The organism is Rhizobium sp. BR 315, assembly GCF_050577975.1.
GTDB lineage: Bacteria > Pseudomonadota > Alphaproteobacteria > Rhizobiales > Rhizobiaceae > Rhizobium > Rhizobium miluonense.
Window position 1 is genome coordinate 1 of record NZ_JARWKZ010000075.1, and the last position, 23,924, is coordinate 23,924.

Annotated in this window: 18 protein-coding genes and 2 pseudogenes; 12 read left to right on the forward strand and 8 right to left on the reverse strand. The window is 56.2% G+C overall.

Translation table 11 applies throughout. The features are described 5' to 3' along the window. The 4 genes from QD409_RS32725 to QD409_RS32740 form a co-directional block, all read right to left on the reverse strand. Window positions 1-142, reverse strand: a 142-nt coding sequence (locus tag QD409_RS32725) for a helix-turn-helix domain-containing protein (RefSeq protein WP_430764775.1), incomplete at its 3' end; no start/stop codon positions are given. Window positions 143-213: 71 nt separating this feature from the next. After that, entirely contained in the window at window positions 214-978 is a 765-nt protein-coding gene (locus QD409_RS32730; RefSeq protein WP_430764761.1) for a DUF4238 domain-containing protein, read from the reverse strand. Between the two features lie 118 nt (window positions 979-1,096). After that, on the reverse strand, window positions 1,097-1,312 hold the full coding sequence (locus QD409_RS32735; RefSeq protein WP_430764762.1) for a hypothetical protein: 216 nt from the start codon (window positions 1,310-1,312) through the stop codon (window positions 1,097-1,099). A gap of 184 nt (window positions 1,313-1,496) precedes the next feature. Beyond that, window positions 1,497-2,435 carry a nucleotidyltransferase and HEPN domain-containing protein gene (locus tag QD409_RS32740; protein ID WP_430764776.1) on the reverse strand — a complete coding sequence of 313 codons (939 nt, stop codon included), beginning with the start codon at window positions 2,433-2,435 and terminating at the stop codon, window positions 1,497-1,499. 273 nt (window positions 2,436-2,708) lie between these two features. Here QD409_RS32740 and QD409_RS32745 point away from each other — a divergent pair, with 273 nt between their 5' ends. The 3 genes from QD409_RS32745 (at window position 2,709) to QD409_RS32755 (ending at window position 5,725) form a co-directional block, all read left to right on the forward strand. Continuing rightward, window positions 2,709-3,407: a winged helix-turn-helix domain-containing protein gene (locus QD409_RS32745; RefSeq protein WP_430764763.1), complete on the forward strand. Its 699-nt coding sequence runs from the start codon at window positions 2,709-2,711 to the stop codon at window positions 3,405-3,407. Between the two features lie 146 nt (window positions 3,408-3,553). Next, complete coding sequence (locus QD409_RS32750; RefSeq protein ID WP_430764764.1) at window positions 3,554-4,807, forward strand: aminotransferase class I/II-fold pyridoxal phosphate-dependent enzyme; 1,254 nt, start codon at window positions 3,554-3,556, stop codon at window positions 4,805-4,807. Between the two features lie 9 nt (window positions 4,808-4,816). Next, window positions 4,817-5,725, forward strand: a complete 909-nt coding sequence (locus QD409_RS32755) for a LysR family transcriptional regulator (protein ID WP_430764765.1) — start codon at window positions 4,817-4,819, stop codon at window positions 5,723-5,725. A gap of 106 nt (window positions 5,726-5,831) precedes the next feature. Here the strand turns inward: QD409_RS32755 and QD409_RS32760 are convergent, their stop codons facing one another. The 3 genes and pseudogenes from QD409_RS32760 to QD409_RS32770 form a co-directional block, all read right to left on the reverse strand. Next, window positions 5,832-8,171 (reverse strand): S8 family peptidase, encoded by a 2,340-nt coding sequence (locus QD409_RS32760; RefSeq protein ID WP_430764766.1) that lies wholly within the window; start codon window positions 8,169-8,171, stop codon window positions 5,832-5,834. Between the two features lie 9 nt (window positions 8,172-8,180). Next, a complete protein-coding gene (locus tag QD409_RS32765) occupies window positions 8,181-9,167 on the reverse strand; it encodes an AAA family ATPase (protein WP_430764767.1) in 987 nt (328 codons plus the stop codon). Window positions 9,168-10,023: 856 nt separating this feature from the next. After that, window positions 10,024-10,410: pseudogene (locus QD409_RS32770) on the reverse strand (SulP family inorganic anion transporter); the annotation flags it as partial. A gap of 161 nt (window positions 10,411-10,571) precedes the next feature. On the opposite strand from QD409_RS32770, the gene QD409_RS32775 reads away from it, so the two are divergent. The 9 genes and pseudogenes from QD409_RS32775 to QD409_RS32815 all read left to right on the forward strand — a co-directional run. After that, on the forward strand, window positions 10,572-10,907 hold the full coding sequence (locus tag QD409_RS32775) for a hypothetical protein (protein WP_430764768.1): 336 nt from the start codon (window positions 10,572-10,574) through the stop codon (window positions 10,905-10,907). 301 nt (window positions 10,908-11,208) lie between these two features. Then, entirely contained in the window at window positions 11,209-12,081 is an 873-nt protein-coding gene (locus QD409_RS32780; RefSeq protein ID WP_430764777.1) for an HlyD family secretion protein, read from the forward strand. Next, on the forward strand, window positions 12,078-14,798 hold the full coding sequence (gene rbbA / locus QD409_RS32785; protein ID WP_430764769.1) for a ribosome-associated ATPase/putative transporter RbbA: 2,721 nt from the start codon (window positions 12,078-12,080) through the stop codon (window positions 14,796-14,798). Before QD409_RS32780 ends, rbbA begins: the two co-directional genes overlap by 4 nt. Before the next feature lies 1 nt (window position 14,799). Next, complete coding sequence (locus tag QD409_RS32790) at window positions 14,800-15,921, forward strand: ABC transporter permease (RefSeq protein WP_430764770.1); 1,122 nt, start codon at window positions 14,800-14,802, stop codon at window positions 15,919-15,921. A gap of 289 nt (window positions 15,922-16,210) precedes the next feature. After that, window positions 16,211-16,372, forward strand: a complete 162-nt coding sequence (locus tag QD409_RS32795) for a lysylphosphatidylglycerol synthase domain-containing protein (RefSeq protein WP_430764778.1) — start codon at window positions 16,211-16,213, stop codon at window positions 16,370-16,372. A gap of 219 nt (window positions 16,373-16,591) precedes the next feature. Then, on the forward strand, window positions 16,592-17,659 hold the full coding sequence (locus QD409_RS32800) for a universal stress protein (RefSeq protein WP_430764771.1): 1,068 nt from the start codon (window positions 16,592-16,594) through the stop codon (window positions 17,657-17,659). A gap of 157 nt (window positions 17,660-17,816) precedes the next feature. Next, window positions 17,817-18,254, forward strand: a complete 438-nt coding sequence (locus QD409_RS32805) for a universal stress protein (protein ID WP_430764772.1) — start codon at window positions 17,817-17,819, stop codon at window positions 18,252-18,254. Window positions 18,255-18,273: 19 nt separating this feature from the next. Beyond that, window positions 18,274-21,018, forward strand: a complete 2,745-nt coding sequence (locus QD409_RS32810; protein WP_430764773.1) for a GNAT family N-acetyltransferase — start codon at window positions 18,274-18,276, stop codon at window positions 21,016-21,018. Between the two features lie 66 nt (window positions 21,019-21,084). After that, window positions 21,085-21,204 (forward strand): annotated as a pseudogene (locus QD409_RS32815) (BON domain-containing protein); the annotation flags it as partial. A gap of 289 nt (window positions 21,205-21,493) precedes the next feature. Here the strand turns inward: QD409_RS32815 and QD409_RS32820 are convergent. After that, window positions 21,494-23,455: an elongation factor G gene (locus QD409_RS32820; protein ID WP_430764774.1), complete on the reverse strand. Its 1,962-nt coding sequence runs from the start codon at window positions 23,453-23,455 to the stop codon at window positions 21,494-21,496. Window positions 23,456-23,924: the final 469 nt, after the last annotated feature.

Below are 23,924 nucleotides of genomic sequence, written 5' to 3' on the forward strand. Positions count from 1 at the left end.
AAAGTAAGTCGGTCTCATCGGAGCGCAGTATCTTGCGGACCGTGTTGCGGGACACATGCAGCTCCCGGACGATCTTCTTCACCGACCAGCCCTGCACATGGAAGGCTCGACGAACACGCGCAATCGTATCCACTCGCTTCAACTCCCCCTCCATCCGCCAGCAAAAGACGGATGGTCAGACGAAACAGGTGGGGGGTCAAAATTGGACGCCGGTCACCCCGCCAGAGGGGTCAATATTCCACGCCGAAACACAGCTATGAACCCTAATCTCGGTGTCAGCGGAAGAAATAATATAGTTCCGGCACTCACAAGTCCAAACGTATCGCTGCGGAGTTTTTGAAAGTGGAAACGATTTGTGAGGATAGCGGGGTCATCTGACGTGATGAATTCGCGCTGGGCGGAATTTACTACGAGACACATTTCGAGGTCTTTGACATGCTTTCGACCGTTCAAGTAGTGGCCGATTCCCATCATCACGGCCTGCTCAATACCTTTAATTGCAGGTTCCGGCACTTCTTTGCCGGAGGCCGCAGCTTTAAGGTCCGCGTGCTGCATCTCTGATACTGCCATCAATTTTTCGACGTAGGCGTACGTTCTATATGTCTGCAGCAGTGTGAACTCGCGGAGGACGACGAGATCAGATTTTGTTATCGCAGTAGGGTCTTCTGCCGCCTTTTTTACGACCGCCGCATACACCCCCTCTAACCCTTGCAACGCTTTTTCAAACTGCAGGTCTTTGCCGTAGAAATAGTCGCGCGCGCATTGTCCCTTGATTGGCGCGTTCGGGATGCACCTGTCGGAATCTATATTATAGACATTGATCGATGCTCGCCCCTCGGCCAATGAAAAGGGTCGCATATGGCATTTTGGAACGTAGTGTTGCAGCTTATTTTCAGCCATCTGCAGATGGTTGTAATCAGGCGCTCGCTTTCTGGCAAGTCGAGAGAGCGTCACACGCAGTAGCGACCAGTTTTTCAACTTTTCATCATAATTGGAATGGGTCTGAGGTCTTATAAAAGGCCTCTCATAGGAGAATCGGTCTGCAAATTTTGCTTTCAATGGAGATCATCGAATGTAGACGAGACCGATTGACAATCTAATTGCGCAGGCGCTGGAAGATGCCCAACCAGAAACGATACTCTTCTTCGTCACCTTCGCACCAAGCCTCAAATGCGCACCATGCTACTGCCGTTGGCGCGACATCGCCGTAAAGTGCGATCGTGTCATAGACTATTCGATGATCGTTGCGAGCGGCATCGGATTTGTCGTCAAAGCGGCCGGCTGATGGACGTGTCGTTGAATTTCGGGACAAGCAAATACCTCCTGCGTCCGGCGCAGGGAGTTGATTTTGAAGCCGGACGTTGGAAGCTCGTCGAGGAGCCGCGAAGGTCGATATAGCCGACCTTTCATATCGTCCCGGGCATTTTACTTGTGGCAGGCATGCCGCTCTAAAAGAGGCATTATGCAGGAAATCCGACGACGTTTTTCCTCAGAGATTATGCTCGCCCCCTTGAGCGGCGATCAGCTTCTTCTGCATCTATCCTAAGTGTTTCAAGGTGATCCTGACAGGCTGCTTCCACCCGATCGATCAAATCCGTCGTGCGGTTTAAGAGCCAGGCGAGCGCTTCTCGGCTTATCTCATAGTGCTTTGAGTAGCGCGCCTTGACATACGCCTCGTTAAGAATGTTGAACCAGGCAACAAAGCGCTGCTGATCGCGGGGCCAAGCGTCCGCTAACTGCTGCGCCTGACTTTCAGCGAGGCCACGCAGGTGCTTGAGATTGTGGGAGGCTGGGCTGTAATTGGTCAGCACGAGCAGCAACGTTGCGTAAGCCTGCTCGATCGATTGGTGCAACAGGAATGCCGCTTCCTTGAGTTTGCCTTTCGCTGCAAAAAACTCCACTCCCTCAGCGAAGCTTTTCGCGAGAGGCAACCGATCTTCCAAATACTCTGATGCAAATTTGTAGGCGTCCGCAGGGTGAAGGAGATTGGGATTGGCTAGCGGCTTATCATCGAGTTCGTGAAGCACTATTCCGTCACGGCGGAGGTCGACGAAGAAATACCGGCCTTCGTTGAGTAGGGTGTTTACCTCGCGAAGTGAATGCACGATGAAATTCACCGGCGTCTTGATTTCCGGCAAATGCATGAACCGATCCGCCGCCTTCTGCCAATAGCCGGAAAAATCGGTAAGCTTGCGATTGTTGACGACAACCAGCAGATCGAAGTCCGAGCGGTATCCCTTCTTGGTATACGGCTCGTCGACCCAGCTACCACGCGCATAGGATCCGAACAGGATGATTTTCAGGATGCGGCCACGCTTCTTGAAATCCGCTGAGCCGCCCTTCAGCGCGTCTTCAAATTCCTCATGCAACACCTCGAGGACCCGAGCGAGCTCGCGCTGCTTGAGCGGCGGCAGATGGTCGATGCTGGACTTCATGAACAACGGCGGATCTTTCACGGACATTGGATAGGCATAAAGGAGCTTGCGCTTCAAATCCACAGGGTGCGTGAAGGTTACCAGAAAAGCAACAAAAATGTTGCATCAAAAATTGGAGAATCATACTAGACTTTTATGTAGGAAATGCGAATATTAGGCGCTTTCGCACAAAATCCACGGCGAAATTACGAAATGTGGCGATTTTACCGCCATTTTTGATGCAACACAATTCCGGATCGTCGATCTGGCAGCTAGCAGGGGAAGGGCTGTCACATGAATCCTGAGGTTCTTTTCTGGTCGCAAAACCCCGACCTTTATCTCGTGTTCAGCCACATTCTCGCAGTGGAGGGCCTGAGTTCCGCGCTCCTGGACGAAAAGGAGGTGGGAGAGCTTGCGGGACGCACGTCTGTTTTAGCAATTGTCCTCGATACCGAAAACAATGCTGAGCATGCGCTGCGCATCTGCAGCCTGATCAAAACCGATCGGACCACGGCACATATCCCTTTACTCGCGCTGATGCCCAGCGGCGATGAGCGGCACTATCTTGATCTTCTCAAAGCCGGCGTGACCGAAAGTTTTGTTCGTCCGATTTCACCGGCGAGGATATTGGTCTATCTGCAATCTCTCCTATCGGGCTTGCCACTGGGAATAGGAGGCGTCCGCCGGGACGGCAATACGTTCAACGTTTGGGAACTCAGTCTTGAGGCAAGTAAGAGGCTGGTCAGACACGGTTCGGCAGAAATTCGGCTCGGCCCGATCGAATTCAAGCTTCTATGCCGTTTGCTTCAAGTACCAGGCCGCGTCTTCAGCCGATCGGAACTTATCGAAGCGGCCTGGCCTCCGAACTACTATGTCGAGCCAAGAACGGTCGACGTTCATGTCGGGCGGTTGCGCCGCATGTTGGAGCAGATGATTGGTCGCAATATTATCCGCACGATCCGGTCCAGCGGTTACGCGGTTGAATTTGGCTAGTCCCTATACAGACAGCTTCACATATGATCGACTATGTCATATCAGGCATGTTGCATATTTCGGGAGATTTCCGGCCCCGTTTGTTGAAGTTGCCAGGTAATAATTTCAACCTCTGGTCTGCATACTGACAGACCGGAGTTTGAAATATGGAAAAGAAGATTTCCGCGCGTTCTGAGCGAAACAGCAAAGCGGCCCACCGCAATACCGCAAGCCTCATCGACACAGCCGATAGACATTTCGAAGCTGCCCACTACCAAGGTATCATGGCGATTTACGCCCATCCGTCGGAGGGCAGGACCGTCAGGCCGAACTTTGAGGATCGTGCGGTTGTCGACTTTGTCCGGTGCTCATATTTGGGCCTGGACAATCATCCCGACATTGTCGAGGGCGCCGCTGAAGCCGTACGGAGCGCCGGCACACTGCATTGGTCGTGCGCCCGCACCCGGTTGAATTTTACCAGCCTCGGGGAGTTGGAAGAATCCCTCTCCAATCTCTTCGCCGCGCGGGTGATCACCTACACCACAGTGCTCGCCGCCAATATGAGTGCCTTGCCGTTGCTGGCATCGGGCCATCTCACTGGTGGCCCCAAGCCCGTCATGGTGTTCGATCGCTTGGCGCATGCAACCCTTGCCTACCATAAGGGCACCATTGCTCAGGAGACGCGGGTCGAGACAATAGCCCACAACGACCTTGAAGCTCTCGAGCGATTATGCCGTCAGAATAGAGCGGTCGCCTACATCTGTGACGGCGTCTATTCAATGGGCGGCAGTGCTCCGATATCCGAACTGCGTCGATTGCAGGAAAAATACGGCCTATTTCTCTATATCGACGATGCACACGGCATCTCACTCTTCGGCGAACATGGCGAAGGCTTCGCAAAATCCCAGATTGGCGAATTGGGCGACCGCACCATCATTGCTGCTTCTCTTGGAAAAGGCTTCGGCGCTTCCGGCGGCATGATCATGCTGGGCACGGCCCATCAGGAGCTCCTCTTTCGCAGATTTGCTGTGGCACATGCGTTTTCGGCGTCGCTTAACACCGCCGCCATCGGCGCCGGTTTGGCGTCTGCGAAGCTTCATCGATCGGGAAAATTGTCTCGCCTACAAGGAATGCTGCAGCAAAAGATAACTCTGTTCGATGAGCTAATACCCACGGTACAGCGTGGCGCACCGCTTCCGATCCGGACTGTCCAATTTGGCGACGAGCTTACTGCGATCGGCGCCGCGAGAAATCTCTTCCAGCAGGGCTTCTACACCTCAGCAATCTTTTTCCCAACGGTATCAAAGGGCCAAGCCGGATTGCGTATTTGCGTGACGGCGGCCCATACCAATGAGCAAATCAGATCTCTTTGTGCTGCGGTCGGGAAAATCAAGGACGACATCGTGAACGCCTTTGAATGACGAGGCTCCATGATGGATATCAACGCCCTCCTTCATCTCAAATACGTTTTTGCGGCGGTCGAATATGGCAGCATGCGGCAGGTGGCACTAGCGTTCGGAGTGCAGGAGTCCAGTGTCAGCCGCAACATCCTCGCGCTGGAACAATACCTAGATCTCCAGCTATTCGAACGGGGCAATCACGGCGTCCATTTGACAACGGCGGGACGGGCTTGGCTCAATGAAATCCGCGTCCACTACGAGAGATTGGAGGAGGCGCTTGCCCGTACGGCACTCCGAAATATTGATGTGACAACATTGCGAGTAGGGGTAAATCTGTCGGTGGGGCAGGACTTCCTTGTCCAACTGATTAGACGCTTTGAAAAAACACATCCTGGCGTGGCAATTGCAATCGAAGAGGTCGCATATGGGAAATATGCCCATGCCATCCGCCGCCGAGTGCTCGATGTCGCCTTCATGAGCGGCAATTGTCGCGCGAAATCATGCCTGAGTGAAGCGATCTGGGAAGAGCGTCTCGCCGTTCTTCTTCCCGTCGAGCACCGTCTGTGCACGAACCAAGCCGTTTCGTGGGCAGACCTTGCTGGCGAACAGCTGCTGATTCCGGCCGGAGGAAATGTGGCGCAGTTCGACCCACATCTCTTGGCGCATATCACGACATCGTCGGACGGGCCGTCCGTTCGGCATTGTGACGTCAGCCAATCCACCATTTTTATTGACGTTCAACTTGGCAAGGGGGTCACACTGGTCAGTGAAAGCCTTGCAAGGATTTTACATTTAGATCGCACAGTGTGGCGTCCGATCGCCGGGCCTGCCAGTTTTAATCTCGTTTCAGCGATTTGGCTTGAGTCCAATCCGAAGCGTGCTGTCTTTCGTCTGGTTGCTCTTGCGAAGCGCATCAAATGTTCTGCGCGTCCCGAATAGTGGATTGGATAGTTGCCGTGTCGTCGTCGGGGTCGACAAGCGCGGCAAGCGAACACAATTCTGGAAGTTACAGGCAAGCCACCATTCGAACATCATGTGTCGATGATCATACTTTCACCCTGATGCGTTGCAGCAGTCGCTCATACAACTGTATTTCCACCTCATGAGCCAGTTCGACGGTCACCGCAAACGCTTGGTGTCCCACTTCACCGGCCCAGCCGCCGGCACAACGCACGACCAAATAATAGGTGTCACCGTAGCCCGTAATGGTTCTGTCGAAGGTGGCAGTTGCGGTCTGAAGCGAGGACTTTTCCCGGAGCGTGGAGCTAGGTGTCAGCTTACAGTTAAATTTTCCGGGCATTTCCGGGAACTTGCCGTCATCGATGTCCCGCTTCTTGAAGTGGTCGAAGACGAAATCCGCGTCGCACCCCCGGATCAATCTAAAACCCATGGTAACGCCGGCGTAGTCGAGGCGGCTGTGTTTGACTGGCGGATCATAGGCCAGTGAAATGCGAATGTGCCGGCGGCCTTTGGTCTCCTGGAATACGTCGGGGATCGGGATCTGATACACTGCGAAGTGATCAATGGCCAACTCGTCTTCCGCATAGAAAACGACCCGCGAATCGTCGGAAAAAACCGCTTTCTCAAGATCCACCTGGCCATTGCCGCAAATATTGCGCACTGCCCGATCGCCGAGAAGGGCGAGCTTTGCTGTACTGGCTTCGGGAATGGAAGCGCTGGCTGCCAAGAGGGTCCTGATCAGGTTGGCCGATGCACCCGGAAAGCGCGCGAGTATTTGACTGGCTTTGAACGCGACCAGAGGCGCTGAATAAGAGGTCCCAGAGGCGGCCGTGAAAAGCTGATCGATAAAGCGATGATACAGGGTAAGCACGCCGGCTGCCGGCACTTCCTCGCCACCTCGCAGTCGCGCGACGCCACCATCGAAAATGAGGGTGCCCCCGAGGTCAACCAGATCCGGCTTGATGCCACCGCGTAAGCCTGGGCCTACGCGGGTAAACGGCGATGGCTGAAGCGCCTGCGTGATCGCTTGTACCTTGATGTCGTCACCAAGTTTCGCCGGAATCCCGTGATCGTGCGCCAGGGCGCCGACTGTCAAGACATTCATTGCCCCTGCCGGCTCGCAGAGACGATTTTCACTTTCCGTAAGGTAATGCGGATAATCGGTGATGGCTTCTTCGATCCGAAGCCCCTTTCGAGGCGGCCGGTTGCCCGACGACACAACGATGACAATGTCTAGTTCACGAACGAGTTCGTCCAGCGTCGCTGCCCAGACACCCACCTTCCCGCCGTCGTAAACTTTCTTCTTATCTCCCAGCGCGATTACAAAAATCCGACATCCGTAGGTCTCGTGGAGCCGTGTAATGGCTTCGCGCATCTGACCGGCGGTCAGGCGCTTGTTTGGAAACTCACCTTTATCATCGAGCACGCGGGCCGAACATAGGCGTGCGCCCCGGCCAAGCGTTCCAGCACCCAGCTGCTGGCGCAGGTCGCCAAATACAGAAACCCCGGCCACCTTAGTGCCATGACCCCACTCGTCGCTCGTTCCCAACGCATCCGGAACGCCTATTGCCCCAACGATAATGTCCTCAATGAGCGGATGGGCGTTCAAGCCACTATCGATCACGCCAATGAGCGGTGCATCATCATGGATATCGGTTGCAGCAGGCAGGTCAGCGAGCGTCAACTTGACCAAATCGTGTGTATCCGTGTCGACCGCCGGCCGAAAATCCAATTCGGCAACGGACTCGACGCTTAGAAGATTTCTTACGACACTACCGTCGCATTCGAAGCGGACCATTGTGATCGCTGGGCCGATGTACCGGTCCAGTTCTTGCCCGCTGTTCGCCTCCACGAATGTGGAGAGATCCTCGAGCGTGCGTTCGCGATAGTCGCGTCGGCCAATATCCCATAGCTCAATGTCGACCACATAAGGGACACCACTGATAAAGTCGTCCGGAGAAACAAAACCGTCACCTCGCGCCCCAACACCAATACGATCCCTTGGCTCGACAGAGCCTATCGCTTCGATGCCGCTGATGAACGCGTTATAGGAAGGGTTCTTCTGGCCGGCGGGTGTCCCTTTCGCATATGAGTCGATTCGCCGTCGAAAATCGGTTAGCTGATCGGAATCGGCAAACAGGACGAGCTTACGATCTTCGTCGCTGGAGAGCAGTGTCAGGCCTGCTTTGTTCCAGTCTTCCTCCAAAAGTGGGCCGGTCATCTGAACGCGTAAAATAAGAGCTGGGTCGACGGCATCGGGTCTGCGTCGGCGAACCTGCGTCTCGACCGCTGCGTCGAGATCTTTGGTCAGCTTCCTGGCGTGCGCTCCGGGCTCCCGCTTCGGTGCTTCGCCTCCGCCGCCCGTTTTGCGCCGCTCCAGCCTCTCAGGCAGCCGTACGAGCTGCAGGTGCTCATACTGTGCCATTGATCCCTTTTATGATCGATTTTCCAGACGCGAGTGATCGCGCCTGCGTCGGCGCTCATCCGCCAAGGCTTGCTCAAAATCGTCCGCGCGGACGTCTTTCTGTCTTTTTACGATGGCGGCCTTTATCGCTTGAACGCAGACGCGTTCGATCTCGGCGAACGAGAAGCCCGCCAGGCTAGCGATATGTTCACTTGGATCGAATCCCAAGATCACATTCTTAAATTTGAGGCCTAGATACTCCCGGATCATTTTATCGTCCGGCCGATCGAACCAGACAACCTCTTCAAACCGCCGCCAAACGGCCGGATCGAGAGAGCGGTCGAGATTCGTCGCCGCGATCAGAAAGCCGGCTGGCTTGATGCGGTCGATAAAGATCAGCAGACTGTTGACGACGCGGCGCAATTCGTTGTGCTCTCCCGCATCATCGCGCGCCCTCGCCAAGGCGTCGAATTCGTCGAAGAACAGCACGCATGGTTGTTTACGCGCGAACTCGAACAGCTTGCGGATATTCGTAGCCGTTTCGCCAAGATAGGACGAAATCAGTCTATCAAGCTTGACAATGTATAGTGGTAGTCCGACTTCGGCGGCGAAAATTTCGGCGCAGAGCGTCTTACCGCAACCGGGCGGCCCACAAAAGAGAAGCTTGGAACGGACAGCCAGCCCTCGGCGCCGGATTTGCTCTCCGCTGCGGAATTCCGACAACAGGCCGGCGAATACGCGAACATTATCGCGACTGAGGACGATGTCTTGTCGAGAGTGGACTGGCTCGATGCGTTCTATGAAATCGCCTGCCGCTTCCGGAAATGGGATGAGCGGAGCAAGCGCCTTTGGCCGGGTGGGCTTGGATGGGTTTTCAAGAGTCTTGCGTAAAGACCGCGCCAAAACGACGTTGTTCTTCTTTTCCTCTTCACTGATGATTTGCTCGGCGACGGCGCGGAACTCTTCGTCCCGGCCATAGCTTGCCAGCAATTTTTTCATCAGTTCGCCACGAGCCATGAGGGTAGGGATCCTTTTGCAAGAATAGTATTCTGACTCGCAGCGAATTGCCATAGATCGCTTAAAAGCGCGTTAGCCGCGTCGCGCTTGGGATAAGTCGGTTCAGCGTCAAGTCTCCGCCAGATTCAAGCGGCGCTTATGGCTTTCGATCGGCAATCCGGGGAGGTTTTCATTCTAGAAATTTCCCACCATTCCCGCAACGAGCTTGCCCTGATTGATACGGTTCAGCAACGGAAAGCTGCTCGTATCCCGTGGGTTGATGTCGTTGGAAAAGCCTCACATTGAAGATGAACTCAAGCGCAAACAGGTCCTGACTGACTTCAGCCGATTGTCAGCCATTCTTGTTCCCGCCGCAGAAATCCTCGGCGACCCAAACTGAATGGTGGTATCTCGGTGGTATCTCGAGGAAAAATATCAAAGCCCCTTCACTCGACGAAGAGGCTAACATATCGTTTTCTTTAGGAAAACTGGAGCGGGCGAAGGGATTCGAACCCTCGACCCCAACCTTGGCAAGGTTGGACTGGACAACGAGGTTGTTGATGTCCCTGACACGTGCGGCAACCACCGCCGCTAGTAGGCCAGGCCCCCTCACTGCTCTAAAACCTCTCCTACCCATGAGCGGCGAGATATAGGCTCGCGCGCTTTATGGCTGCCGGAGCCGTCGCGGCCACATGAGGGTGCCTCGACGTCGCAGACGGCAACGCTCGACCCGACAGCCTGATGAACGTTTTCTGACGCCTTTCGAAGGCGGCCATATCGGCCGCGGCTTCTTCCTATAAAACCACAGGAGGTCACAATGCCGTAATATACTTTTAGTTGAGCTGAAACCCTCCAACGATTCGTGAAACTTGCGCCCTAGGCTCGCGAGCGCGTTTACGAAACACTCGCGGACTGGTTTCGACACATAGCGCTTCATGACGAAAAGACGTAAAATCTCGAAGGTGATCTGCAGCACCGTTGCAAATAAGCCGGCCGCGAAGAGGTAGGACAGGCCATGGGTATGAACCAGGGGCATAGCGAGCCGAGCGACCGATCCGGCGGCCGCGGATATCATGGCCGGGCGACCGCCGGTGAAGGCAATGACGATGTCGATGACAAAGGAAACAAACAAGTCGACCTGGTGATCGACACCCGCCACGAAGGAAAAGGCGATGATCTCGGGTATCAGAGTGAATGTCGCGCCGGCTCCCGCGAGCACTGCCTCTATGTGATTGACGGGTCGGTCACGACGGATTGCTGAAATTGCTCCGCAAGGCAGCACTATATAGGCATGTGGGGTGACGTCTAGCTTCTCACGGAAAGCCGGGAGGCAGTGCATACGACGAATTTATATCTCGTGGTGTCTTGGTGGTGTCCTCGGTGCAAATCAAAGGCGCGTCTTACAGAGGGATAGGCGCTAATACATTGAATAATAAAGATAAAAACAACATTCAAGGAATGATTCCTATCAAGTTCTTATCCCTGGGGAGGTTAAGGACATATTGCTGCGATGTCGCCGCTTACGGACATTGGTTTGCCATCGAAGCCGCGCCAGGCTTGAATGTCCGAAAGAAGCGACACCGAATTGTCATTATCATTTTCGATTTCAACGCATGTATCAGGTCACTGTTTGAAAGCCCGCGCCGAGTGGTCGCCGGCCTTTGCGTTGGCCTTGGCTTCCTCGCCGAAACCGGACAAGCCTTTCCACGCAACACACAATATCTGCCCGTTCTCGGCGCGGCAGGCTTGATTGTGGAGTAGCATGCTATGCCACGGTAGCGGGTAGAAACCTCTATGCTCCGTGATCTAAGTCAATGTAGGGGCGGTTGTCCGGCAATAGAAGCAAGACATTGGCTCCAATGACGGATCCTTGTCTTTCAACACTTGCCGGAGTTGCGGTTTCGTGCGTCATTTTCTGCCTCTTTTCATAATCGCGACACTGACGATTGGCTCTGGCATCGGCTGCCGCCCTGCGGCAGCTGCGAATGAGGCAAACCTCACAGGCAGATTGCACGCATTGTGGGACAGGCTGGGAGGCAAGCGGCTTCCCGAAGGCATATCCATGGCTAATGGGCGGATCGAGGCGGAACAGGTTCTGGTTTCCGCCAAATTTGGCGGACGCGTTTCCGAAGTCCTGGTCAGCGAGGGGCAGACTGTTGATGCCGGCGCCGTGGTGGCTCGAATGGATACCGCTGATCTGCAAGCGCAGTTCGCGGGTGCCCAAGCGGAAGTTCGGCGCGCAGAAAAAGCGGCAATCCAGGCGGAAGCCTTGATCGCCCAACGTGACAGCGAGTTTGTGCTCGCCGAGCAGGAATACGACCGTGCGTCCGATTTGAATACCCGCGGTGCTGGTACGAAACAGCAACTCGACTTGCGCCAAAGCCAATTAAAGGCCACGCAGGCCGCCCGTATTGCGGCCGCCGCGGCGCTGGACGAGGCGAAGGCGGCGACGGATACGGCGCGCGCCGAGGTCGCACGAATTCAGTCATTGCTTAACGACGCGGTTTTGATCGCTCCGCGTCGAGGGCGCGTGGAGTACAAGCTGGTACAATCAGGTGAGGTCGTTGCCGCAGGTGCTCCGATCGTTACGCTGCTCGATCTTTCAAATGTCTATATGACTGTCTTCTTGCCAGCTAAGGTGGCGGGATCAATTGCCATTGGCGACGAGGCACGGATCATACTCGACCCCGCCCCCGACTATGTGGTCCCAGTCACGGTTTCGTTCGTTGCAACCGATGCACAGTTCACGCCCAAGACCGTCGAGACGCAGGACGAGCGGGAGAAATTGATGTTCCGCGTCAAACTCCAGATCGCGTCCAGTCTCCTGAAGCAATATGAGGCGCAAGTGAAGATTGGGGTACGGGGCGTCGCCTATGTGCGCGGCAGCAGGAACATCCTGTGGCCCGCTGAGCTTACCGTGAAGCTGCCGCAATGAGCGACGCGGCAGTCTACCTTCGGCATGTCTTTCATCGTTACGGCAAGACACTGGCCCTCGACGATGTCGACCTGAAAATTCCCGCCGGCTCCACCTGTGGCGTTATCGGACCCGACGGGGTCGGCAAGTCGACTCTGCTTGGGCTTGCTGCAGGCGTTATTCGCATTCAAGCCGGAGATGTGGAAGTGCTCGGTGGCGACATGAGCCGCGCGCGTGAGCGGCGATCGGTATGCGCACGCATCGCCTACATGCCGCAAGGGCTTGGGCGAAATCTCTATCCCACGCTCGGAGTTGCGGAAAATCTTGATTTTTTCGCCCGTCTCTTTGGGCAGGACAGCGTTACGCGGAAGACGAGAATCGACGAGCTTTTGCTTGCCACTGGCCTTGCCCCGTTCAGGGATCGGCCTGCGGGCAAACTTTCGGGCGGTATGAAGCAGAAGCTGGGAATCTGCGCTGCTCTGATTCACGATCCCGATCTATTGATCCTCGATGAGCCCACGACGGGTATCGATCCATTGTCGCGCCGGCAGTTCTGGGAACTCATTTCCAGCATGCGTGGCCGCCGCCCTGAGATGAGCGTCATCGTCGCGACGGCCTATATGGAGGAGGCGGAAAGATTCGACTGGTTGGTCGCGTTGAATGCCGGCCGCGTTATCGCGACCGGTAGTCCGGCCGAGATCAAGCAACGGACGGGTGAGAACTCGCTCGAGCAGTCTTTCGTTGCCCTTATGCCGAAGAATGTTCGTCGGGCTCATAGTCCGATCGAGGTTCCTCCCCGCGTGCCGTATGGTGGCCTTCCTGCGATCGAGGCGGAGGGGCTTACCCGCCGCTTTGGCGCTTTCACCGCGGTCGATCACGTTAGCTTTCGTATCGAAAAGGGCGAGATTTTCGGCTTCCTCGGTTCGAACGGCTCTGGGAAGAGTACGACGATGAAGATGCTGACAGGCCTCTTGCCTGCAAGCGAGGGGCGAGCAGCTTTGTTCGGTCAGCCCCTCGATGCGCGTGACATGGCGACTCGCCGCCGCGTCGGTTACATGTCACAGTCTTTTTCTCTCTATGGTGAATTGAGCGTGCGGCAGAACTTGGCACTGCACGCTCGGCTGTTCGGCATGCCACATGACACGATCGAACCGCGCGTCGGAGAAATGCTCAACCGCTTCGATCTTTTGGACGTTGCCGGCAATCAGCCGGAAGGCCTTCCGCTCGGTGTACGCCAGCGGCTGCAGCTCGCAGTTGCCGTGATTCATAGGCCGGAGGTACTCATCCTCGACGAGCCGACCTCCGGTGTCGATCCCATTGCCCGTGATGATTTCTGGCGTTTCCTGATTGCTCTTGCGCGCGAGGAAGGTGTCACGATCTTCCTGTCTACGCATTTCATGAACGAGGCCGAGCGCTGCGACCGCATTTCGCTGATGCATGAGGGCAAGGTGCTGGCGATCGGCAGCCCAGACGAGTTGAAACAACAGCGAAAGAAGGAAACGCTTGAAGACGTGTTCATTAGCGCGCTCGATGAGGCCGGAATGGGTCACGATGCCGGTCTGGTCAAACTTTCCGATCCAGTTCGGGATAATAAGACCGCGACGTCCGGCGCGGTCGACCCGCGCCGTCTGTGGGCCTATGCATGGCGCGAGACGTTGGAAATCCTACGCGATCCCACGCGTCTGGTTTTCGCTTTTCTCGGGCCGATTCTTCTTCTTCTCGCCTTCGGCTACGGCATTTCCTTCGATGTCGAGCACCTTCCCTTTGCAGCTTACGATCAAGATCAGACAGCCCAAAGCCGGCAATTGCTGGAGAGTTTCCAGGGGTCGCGGTATTTCGACGAGCAGCCGCCCATCAACTCGCCAGGCGATATGGACGCTCGATTGAAAAGCGGGGAGCTGAAGCTTGCGATCGAGGTACCCTCCGACTTTGGCCATGACCTTTTGCGTCAGCGCCGGCCTGAGGTTGCTGTCTGGCTTGATGGCGCCATGCCCTTCCGGGGAGAGACCGCGCGAGGTTACGTGACGGGTCTCGCGTCGAACTATTTGACGGATGAAGCAACGCGCAGAAATGGCAAAGCCAGCTCCCCTTATCCGATCAATATTGAGCCGCGCTTTCGATACAATCAGGCATTCAAGAGCGTAAATGCTATCGTGCCGAGCGTCATCGTATTGGTGTTGGTGCTGATTCCAGCCATCACGACGGCGGTCGGCATTGTTAGAGAAAAGGAAACAGGGTCGATCGCCAATTTCCGGGCGACTCCCGTCACCCGTTTTGAGTTTCTGCTTGGCAAGCAGCTCCCCTATGTGGTGATCGCCTTCCTGAGTTTCCTTTCACTGGTCCTGGTGTCGCGATTTGTCTTTGATGTTCCCCTCAAAGGTTCCTTTGCGACGCTTGCTGTCGGTTCGCTGGCTTATGTCCTCGCCACCACCAGTTTCGGCCTGCTTGTATCGAGTTTTGTCAAAACTCAGGTTGCGGCCATCTTCGCTACGGCGATCATCGCCATCATTCCGGCTGTGAACTTCTCGGGCTTGCTCGTTCCTGTTTCCTCGCTTTCCGGCAGCGGGCGATTGATGGGACTCGCCTTTCCGGCTGCCTGGTACCAGCCCGTTAGCGTCGGCATCTTTGCCAAGGGGCTTGGCCTCTCGGCCCTGTGGCCGGATCTCGTCGCGCTATTCTTGTTCGGCATCGCCTTCATCACTGCCGCAGTCGTCGTGCTGCGCAAGCAGGGAGCCTGATATGATCGCCTCCCTCTTGCGAATTTTGCGGCTCGGCGTGAAGGAACTCCACAGTCTCCGGTCAGATCCGGTCCTGATGCTGTTGATCGTCTACACCTTTACCTTCGCGATCTATGCTGTGGCGACGGGTGCAAAGTTCGACGTGGAAAATGCGTCTGTCGCCATCGTGGATGAAGACCATTCCATGCTCTCAGCGCGGTTGCGCGACGCGCTCCTCAAGCCGTTCTTCAACGAACCGGTCTTAGTTGACGCCAGCGAGGCCGATTCAAGTATGGATGCAGGTCGCTTTGTTTTCGTCGTCGAAATTCCGCCAAAGTTCGAGCAGGACGTAATCGCCAACAGGCGCCCTTCGGTGGGCATCGATATTGATGCGACCGCCATGTCGCAGGCGGGCAATGGCGCCACCTACATTCAGAACATTATCCTGCAGGAGGTCCTTGCAGCGATCCCCGGCGAGACGCAGACCAATCCAATTAATCTTGTGGTTCGCGCCAAGTTCAACCCGAATCTCAAATCCGAATGGTTCACTTCAGTCATGCAGGTCATTAACAATGTCAGCATTCTTGCAGTGATCCTCGCAGGTGCGGCGTTGATCCGTGAACGGGAGCACGGCACAATCGAGCACCTTCTCGTCATGCCGATAAGGCCTGTCGAGATCATGCTCGCCAAGATCTGGGCGAACGGCTTGGTCATCGTTGCAGCGGCAATCGTCTCTTTGCTTGTCGTCGTTGAACGTGTGCTGGCGGTTCCCGTGGCGGGCTCGCTTCCGCTCTTCGTCGCAGCGGCCATCCTCTACCTCTTTTCGGTCACAGCTCTCGGCATCCTCATCGCGACCATCTCGACATCGATGGCGCAATTTGGCCTGATTGCCATGCCGCTTCTCGTGGTGATGAACCTCCTATCTGGCAGCACCACGCCGCTTGAGAGCATGCCAGGCTGGCTGCAGCACGGGATGATGGCTTCGCCATCGACGCATTTCGTGGCGCTCTCCCAGGCAATCCTCTATCGTGGCGCCGGTCTTTCCATCGTCTGGCTACAGATGTCGGCGCTGGCCATCATCGGGGTCATATTCTTCGGGCTCGCATCAATACGTTTCCGCAAAGCCCTGATTGCGATGCAGTAAAATTGGAGCTGAGCCGCCCATCACTGATCGCCAGAAATACGGTGTTCCTCCGGAAGTTTGCACAAGATCGGTCGTTCATGAGGCGATTTGAAGACATTATTGCTTCGATGAGGCGCGATATTGTCGGAGACCGGTTGACCATTCGTAAGTCAGTCAGCTTGCTAGCCTCTATATTCATTCTTGATGCCGCAACGCTCTGGCTGACATTGAGTTCAATTGCAGTGTCTATCGCTCCCGTTGATGCATTTATCAGCTTCGTCCTTGCATCGGCAGTTGCGCGCTTGCTCCAATACCGCTCTGTCTTGGTTCGCTCGAGAATACTTGCGTCGCTTTATTGCATCTCTTCGGGGTGGAGCTCGAGGCCGCGCTTGCAGTGATGCTTGTCTTTCGAGGCTTCACTTTTTGGCTGCCTGTGGCGCTGGGTATCTGGCTCGCTCAAAAGGAGGCATAGGGAGCTTGAAAGCCTGCGAACAGCTCGGACGCAGGCTCAACGATCGCAGGCGTGTGGTCTTATCAAAAACCGTGGCCCTTGGCTGGTGGGAAATAGGGGTCCTCATACCCCATTCGCGGCTTCTTCTCGACCTTTTCTGCGCTTTCCTTTTGTTCGGTACTTGTTGTGTTCCTCCCTATACCGGCACTGGCGTAAACAATGCCAAGTGCGGCGAGGGATATGATTATTGCCCGAAGCATTTCAGTTTCCTTCCATTATGACAATCTTCTTTGGAGAGAAACTCTGCCCGGGTGTGGGCTTGCTTACATTGTCTTTGATCAAAACATCGCAAAACATGAAATCGCATCAAGGCTCAAAAATTGCGATCGAAAAGTTGACGCCGATCAAGGCGCGTTGAAGCGAGTATTGCAAAATCGGCAAATGCTCATGTTCAGACTTGGAGATCAGGCGATGAATTTCAAGACAATCCTCGCTCCCATCGGAGTAAACCATCTGGAGAACGATCTTAAGCAGGCTATCGTGTTCAGCGAGGCTGCCCAAGCGCATCTTTCGGTCCTGGTCGTCGCGATGGCGGCGCCGCCGCCCGTCGGCGGCTATGGCGAGATTGTTTCCGCAGCTTGGCTGGAGGAGCGCGAAGGAGACCTTGCGAAGCTGGCAGATGCAGTGGAAATGGCCAAGGCTAGCCTCAGCCAGTCCGGCCTGTCCCATGATGTCCACGACCTGTACACGGAATATGCGTGGGCCGGGGCGGATATCGCGCCCCGCGCACTCTATGCCGATCTCGTGCTCGTCGGAGCTCGGGCGGCCACGGACCTGCAATTTAGCAAGCGCGTGATCGACGGCGCGCTTTTCCAGTCGCCGACAGCTTTGCTTTTCAATCCGACTGATCGGCCAGCGACAATCGCGCCACGGTCGATAATGATAGCATGGAATTCTCGGATGGAGGCCGCTCGTGCGGTACAACAGGCCTTGCCGTTGCTTAAAGCTGCGGACGAAGTCCATGTGACCATGATCGATCCTACAGAGACGGCTTCCCGGAATGGCGAGGAACCGGGAGCCGATGTGGCGACCTATCTCGTGCGGCATGGCATATCGGTGGTTGTCGACGTTCTCTCGGGTCAGGGCAAGGGCGTAGCGCAAATGCTTGCCCAGCACGCGGTTGATGTGCAGGCCGACCTGGCTGTCATGGGAGCGTATGGCCATTCGCGCCTCCGGGAATTCGTTTTCGGCGGTGTAACGCGCACGATGCTTGAAACGGCCAGGCTGCCCATATTCTGGGGGCACTAGAAGGCTTGCTGTCACCCGCCGAATTTGGTGGGCCGCAAATCCGGTTATCCAGCAGTGCGCAGTCGTCAAATGCACTCTTCCGCAAATCGGCTGATAACCGAACGATCGATGTTGACGGGTTTGAGGACCCGCCCTGAACTCAACAAGGAGGCTATCGATGTTCAGACATATATTGGTTCCAACCGACGGATCCAAAATGGCCTCACAGGCGGCTGCACAGGCCATGGCCCTTGCCGCTGAGATGAATGCCGAGATCACCTTGCTGGCCGTGGCCGAGCCCTTCCGCATGCTGGCCATCGACAGCGATGAATACCGAAATCAGCAGCAGGAGCACGAAAGGACTGCCGCTTCAAACTGCGACGCCATGCTGTCGCGCCAGAAGCTCAGAGCTTCCGACAAGGGTGTCCTTTGCAAGACGCTGGTTATCAAGAGCAATGATATTGCCAAGACCATCGTCGACACCGCTGACAGCTTGGATTGTGATCTCATCGCGATGGCTACGCATGGGCGGAGTGGTCTGTCTTCATTGCTAATGGGAAGCGTTGCAAACGGCGTGATCGCCAAAGCCCACATACCTGTTCTGGTCTACCGCTAATCCGAGGGAACGCACCCGTATGTCAGTCAAGAATCTAGCTGTGCTATCGTGCCCGAAATCGGTAGCCATCATCGGAGCATCAATCCGCGAGGACGCGATCGGTTCAAAAATTCTCAGGAATGTCGTCGATGGTGGTTTTTGTGGGGAGATATGGCCCGTCAATCCCAAATACGCGCATGTCCTCGGGCGGACGTGTTTTCGGGATGTCAACGCTTTGCCCAGTCCTCCGGATGTCGCGATAATTGCAACGCCGGCACCGACCGTCGTCTCCATTATCCGAGAACTCGGCTGCAAAGGAACAAAAGTTGCCATCATCGTCACGGGAAATTTTGACAATGAACTGAAAAAGGCGGTACTTGCCGCCGCTCGGCCATACGGCTTGCGCATTGTCGGACCCAATGTCGTGGGTCTCATTCTTCCCGATGCAAACCTCAACTTGAGTTTTGTCCTGACTGGTGCAGAACGCGGGAAGATCGGCTTAATTTCGCAATCGGGAGCGGTCGTCAGTTCACTCCTGGATTGGGCATGCGATCATTCCATGGGCTTCTCAAAGATTATTTCCCTCGGCGATATGATTGATGTCGATGCGGGCGACGCTATAGATTTTCTGGCTGCCGATCATCAGACAGCGGCAATCGTCATGTATCTGGAATCCATTCCTGATCCGAGAAAGTTCGTCTCCGCTGCTCGGGCGGCGTGCCGGACAAAGCCTCTGATCGCCATCGCGCCGGGCAGGCATGGCGAAGCGGCGAAGGCGGCAGCGACCCATACGGGCGCATTGACCGGTAACTCCCGCATCGTCGACGCGGTACTTAAGCGCGCTGGTATCATTCGGGTGAAAAGCCTGACGGAACTACTCGCTGCTGCAGAAATTACGCAAAAGGCCCATCCGCCGCAATCACTGCGCGTGGCACTGGTCACCAATGGCGGGGGCGCGGGGGTCTTGGCGGTCGATAGCCTCCTTGATCGAGGCGAGCGCCTGGCAGCGTTGACTGCGCAAACGACAAGCGAGCTCGACAAGATCCTTCCATCGGGGTGGTCGAAAAGCAATCCGGTCGACGTCCTGGGAGATGCACCGCCAGCAAGGATCGCCGCGGCCGTCAAGATTGTTGCACGCGATCCAAACGTTGATGCGATCCTTGCTCTGCATTGCCCGGTTCAGGCCGCGGAGCCAGCCGCCACAGCCGCGGCAATCGTTACCGCCGCGCAGGAAAAAGACTGGCCCGGGAAGCCCTTGCTAGCATGTCTGCTTGGGGGCAAGGCCAGCCGTGAGGGCCGGTTTATCCTGCGTGCTGCGGGCGTTCCCGACTATGGAATGCCTGACGATGCGATTGCCGCCCTGCATGTTCTTGGCGAGTGGGGACGGCGCCAAAAGGCGCTGACTGATATCGCGGTCACCCCGGAACTTGCGGTCAACAGGAAGCAAGCGCAACGTCTGATGGAGGGCGTCGCGAGCCAGTCGCGAACGATGCTGACGGAGCCGGAGGCGAAGGCAGTCTTGAGCCTCTATCAAATTCCCAGTGCGGAATGTTCAATTGCGAAAAATGTCGCGGCCGTCGCACAACTTGCCACTGCAATGCTTCGTAACCATCGGTCCATCGTCGTAAAAATCCTATCGCGCTCCATTACGCATAAATCCGAGATTGGCGGTGTCGCGCTCGACATTCGCAGCCGAGCCGCAGCATGCCGTGCGGCGCGTGATATGCAAAACAGGGCATCTGACGCGGGGCTGAGCGGGCAAATCGACGGGTTCGTCGTCGAACCCATGATAAAGGTGGAGGGAGGTATCGAACTGTTTGCTGGCCTTTCCGTAGACCCTGTCTTTGGCCCGGTAATCGCTTTTGGAGCCGGGGGAATAGCCGTGGAGCAAATCGACGACGTTGCTATCTCCCTGCCGCCCCTTGACGATGACTTAGCGGCCGACCTCATCGACGAAACGAGAATCTCGAAGTTATTGCGCGGGTTCCGTCATGTACCCCCCGCGAATCTCGACGCCGTCAAGAGGACGCTTCTTGCCTTGTCGCAAATGGCCGTTGATTTCCCCTTCATCCGCGCGATCGATATTAATCCTTTGGCCGTTGCTGGTCGGGCCGTCGTTGCGATGGATGCGCGAATCGAGATTGACCCTTCCCGCCTGCACGAACCAGCACCAAGTCGCCACCTTGTCATAAAACCCTATCCCACCGAATGGACAGCAAAGATCCGCTTGGCAGGCCGGACTTTCGTATTGCGACCCATACGCCCCGGCGATGCCCGGGCATACAGCTCGATGCTTGAGCGCATATCGCCATCCGACATACGTGCGCGTTTCTTTGGGCATACGAAACTCTCCAATGCGACTGTCGCTCGAATGACGCATATCGACTACGAGCGGGAAATGGCTTTTGTGGCAACTGATATCGACGAGCAGATTGTCGGTGTTGCCCGGCTTGTGATCGATAATGCTCAGGAAGCGGCCGATTTCGGCCTGCTTGTGCGAAGCGACTGCCAACGAAACGGCCTCGGAGGCGCGCTTTTGAAACGGCTCCTTGATTTTGCCGGTGTGCAAGGACTGAAAGGCCTGTGCGGTTCCGTCATGCCTGATAATTTCAAGATGCTGAGTTTTTGCCGAAAGGCGGGCTTCACGATGACAGCGCCATCCAGCGACACAGCTCTTTGGCAGGTTGAGCTGTCGCTGTCCAACCGCAGTGACCCGGGACCTAAATCTCATGCCCGATACGAGAAGATGTATCCAGCTGAATTGATTGAACGCAATGACGCCTGACACCGAAGAGCGATCATACCCTTGAGGTTTTGCCTCAGGCTATTTCTACTCAAGAGGAGAAGAGCGATGAATGATCTAACCCTGCGCCAGGACGTCATGGACGAGTTGCAGTTTGAACCCAGCATAGATGCCGCCAATATTGGCGTTTCCGTAAAAAATGGTGTTGTCACGTTGTCAGGCCATGTCTGTTGAATTCCGTCCTGATTTGACCCTTCTTTCCGCCTGGTGGTGACCCAGCCGGGTGGAGACAGACCCATGAAATGCTTCGTTATTTTGAACCAACCGTGGGTCATCGCGAAACGGTAATTGGAGTGGATTTATTATGGAATTCAACAGTTTAAGTGCCGAAAGACACATCGGTCTGCGCGAATGGGCTCATCGGTCGTGATCAGTGCTCGCTGATACTAGCAGCCGCACGTGCCCATCCGGCAGAGCCAGTGGGCCTCTGCGAACGAGCATGAAGTGGCCGAACGTTTCAGTGTGCGACGCCTGGTGTCTCGTGTGCCCTCACGATGGCGTCCGCTTCCTTGCCGTATAGCTCCTCGAAATGATCGAAGGTCTTGGAAAAATAACCAATGCCCTGCGTCGCCGAGCGCAGCGCCCGCGCCAGATCGTCAAGTGCGCTGCCCGGAACGAGCGCCCGGAAGATGTCCCATCCCTTGGCGGTTTCATCCCGGTCGAAGCCGAGAACCTGGCCGTTGAGAGCGGAGACGATCTGGACGAGGCTGCCCGAATAGACCGACGGAATGTGAATCTCGCTGCGGAAGACCGGCTGCATCAAGACGGTCGATCCTTCGGAAAGCGCCTGACGCACCCCCATTTTCGACGCAGTCCGGAAGGCGTGTTCCGAACTGTCGACGGTATGGTGCTGACCATCTGACAGCGTTACGCCGACATCGATGACCTCGAAGCCTAGCGGTCCTTTCTCCATCGCTTCGCGCGCGCCCGCTTCGACGGCGGGGATGTAATTGCGCGGAACGGCGCCGCCCTTGATGGTTTCGCCAAAGGTGAAGCCCTGGCCGCGCTCGTTGGGATGAATGCTCAGCTTCACATCCGCGAATTGCCCGGCACCGCCGGTCTGTTTGCGATGGCGGTAATGAACCTCCGATGGTTTCGTGATCGTCTCGCGGTAGATCGGGCTGGGCGTTCGGTCGGTCACGGAGATGTGAAAGACATCGGACAGCGTTCGGCAGAGATCACGCAGATGCACCGGCCCTTGGGCGCGGACGAGTTGAGCGCCCGTGCCTTCCTCCTGCAAGACTTTCAGGCCGCGATCCGTCTCGGAAAGTTTTGCCAGCGTTTCGGATAGCTTGTTTTCATCGCGCTCGCTGCCCGGAATTAGGATCCTTTCAAGCATCGGCGTGGGTGGTTCCGTCCACTCAGGCGGGGCGACCACCGCGCCTGATGTCAACAGCGAAGGGACGGGCAGGTGGTCGGACTTGACCGTCGCGAAGACATCCCCCGGCGCAGGCAGAACCGCCGAATTGGACCGCCCGTTTGCGAGATTTTGTACGGCGCCGAGGCTGGAGCCGCCCAGTGATGCGCCTTGCCGCAGTCCCTCACCAAGTGCGCGCACGAGCACCGTCTTGCCGACATTCTGGCGATGATAGGCATGGAAGCTCACGGCCACCAGCTTGCCTTCATCGATAGTTCCCGCATGAGCGAGACGCTGCCGAAGAACCCCTACCGGCGGCGCCTCGTGGCGCAGCGCCTTCATCAGCCTCGTCATGCCGTTGCCGTGACTTGCAGCACCGATCAGGACCGGGATAATCCTGTTTTCCCTGAGAACCCGTGATGAAATGGCATAGAGCGCGTCGCTGGGTGGCTCGCGGTCCTCGATCAGTTCCTCGAGAAGCCAGTCATCGAATTCGGACAGGTGTTCCAGAAGCTCGGTGCGCGCTTCGTGCTCGCGTTCGGCGGCGCTTTCGGGGATTGCGATCAGCGCCGAAGTCTGGCCTTCCCGGTAGCGCCACGCCCGTTCCGAAATCAGATCGCAACTGCCTATGATCCTGTCGCCCTCGCGGATCGGGATCTGGCGAAGCAGAAGGGTGTGGTTGGTGTAGTCTTGAAGCGCGGCGATCACGTCCCTCAGCCGCCCTCTCGGTTCGTCCATCCGGTTGACGAAGAGGATGCAAGGCGTCCCCGAAGCTTCGACTATCCGCAGATAGGGCGCGGCGAGCACAGCCTCCTCGGGTGCCGATGAAACGCACAGGATGCAGGCGTCGCTGGCAAGAAGCGCGTGCTGTGCATGCGCTAACGCTTCGTTGGGTCCTGGCGCATCCAGCGCACACCACGCCTCGTTTCTGAAGGTGAATTCTGTGAGGTTCAATCCATAAGGGGAGCTGGATTTTCTCGGCGCCCCCTCCAGCGAGCCGAGCTTTTCCACGACTGTCGATTTTCCGGTCTGCGAGGGTCCAAGCACGGTAAAGCAGCGCATCGGCCTTCCTCCAACTGCCATAAGCACAATTTTCAGCCATCATAGGATGCCCTGAACCGCGGCAAGGCGCCAGAGGCGCTATTTTCTTATTGATCAAAGTTTGACCTAGGTTCGACCCTTGGTCTCTAGATTCAAAAGGTTAGAGCGACCTTTGTGTGTTCAAATGAGCGCGCGGCTTTCTCGTGTAGTTAAAAAATTGCGCGGTTCCTTACCGAAGCGAGCATTGAGACCCCATGTCCTTGGCCGGCAGGGTGGCTCGTCTCGCATTATGTTCAGAACGAGGGTTAGCTGCAGAGCCAGAGCCTCAAACATAGGAGACGAGCCGTGGTCGATGATATCGCACTTTACGTTGGTTTGGATGTGAGTAAGGAAAAAATCGCGATCGGTCTGGCGGAAGCAGGCCGCAAAGGCGAGGTTCGCTATTACGGCGAAATCGCCAACCGTGCCGATGCAGTGCGCAAATTTGTCG